Raw genomic sequence first — 1,370 nt, forward strand, 5'->3', positions numbered from 1 at the left:
GGGGAGCGTCGAAAAAGGGACAACGAGGACGGACACCATGTTTTTGGAGCGGCAGCGTGGGATTACCATTCAAGCGGCAGTCACTTCCTTCCAGTGGCACAGATGTAAAGTCAACATTGTGGATACGCCCGGCCACATGGATTTTTTGGCGGAGGTGTACCGCTCTTTGGCTGTTTTAGATGGGGCCATCTTGGTGATCTCCGCTAAAGATGGCGTGCAGGCCCAGACCCGTATTCTGTTCCATGCCCTGCGGAAAATGAACATTCCCACCGTTATCTTTATCAACAAGATCGACCAGGCTGGCGTTGATTTGCAGAGCGTGGTTCAGTCTGTTCGGGATAAGCTCTCCGCCGATATTATCATCAAGCAGACGGTGTCGCTGTCCCCGGAAATAGTCCTGGAGGAAAATACCGACATAGAAGCATGGGATGCGGTCATCGAAAATAACGATAAATTATTGGAAAAGTATATCGCAGGAGAACCAATCAGCCGGGAAAAACTTGTGCGGGAGGAACAGCGGCGGGTTCAAGACGCCTCCCTGTTCCCGGTCTATTATGGCAGCGCCAAAAAGGGCCTTGGCATTCAACCGTTGATGGATGCGGTGACAGGGCTGTTCCAACCGATTGGGGAACAGGGGAGCGCCGCCCTATGCGGCAGCGTTTTCAAGGTGGAGTATACAGATTGCGGCCAGCGGCGTGTCTATCTACGGCTATACAGCGGAACGCTGCGCCTGCGGGATACGGTGGCCCTGGCCGGGAGAGAAAAGCTGAAAATCACAGAGATGCGTATTCCATCCAAAGGGGAAATTGTTCGGACAGACACCGCTTATCCGGGTGAAATTGTTATCCTTCCCAGCGACAGCGTGAGGTTAAACGATGTATTAGGGGACCAAACCCGGCTCCCTCGTAAAAGGTGGCGCGAGGACCCCCTCCCCATGCTGCGGACGACGATTGCGCCGAAAACGGCAGCGCAAAGAGAACGGCTGCTGGACGCTCTTACGCAACTTGCGGATACTGACCCGCTTTTGCGTTGCGAAGTGGATTCCATCACCCATGAGATCATTCTTTCTTTTTTGGGCCGGGTGCAGTTGGAGGTTGTTTCCGCTTTGCTGTCGGAAAAATACAAGCTTGAAACAGTGGTAAAGGAACCCTCCGTCATTTATATGGAGCGGCCGCTCAAAGCAGCCAGCCACACCATCCATATCGAGGTGCCGCCCAACCCGTTTTGGGCATCCATAGGACTGTCTGTTACACCACTCTCGCTTGGCTCCGGTGTACAATACGAGAGCCGGGTTTCGCTGGGATACTTGAACCAGAGTTTTCAAAACGCTGTCAGGGATGGTATCCGTTACGGGCTGGAGCAGGGCTTGT

The 1,370-nt window shown here is 53.6% G+C and carries 1 protein-coding gene; it reads left to right on the plus strand.

From position 1 onward, the window contains the following. On the plus strand, positions 1-1,370 hold a 1,370-nt coding region (locus tag ACTQ3A_RS13875; protein WP_441495191.1), incomplete at both ends, for a GTP-binding protein.

The sequence above is a fragment of the Bilifractor sp. LCP21S3_F8 genome (genome assembly GCF_052117805.1).
In the GTDB taxonomy this organism is placed as follows: domain Bacteria; phylum Bacillota; class Clostridia; order Lachnospirales; family Lachnospiraceae; genus Bilifractor.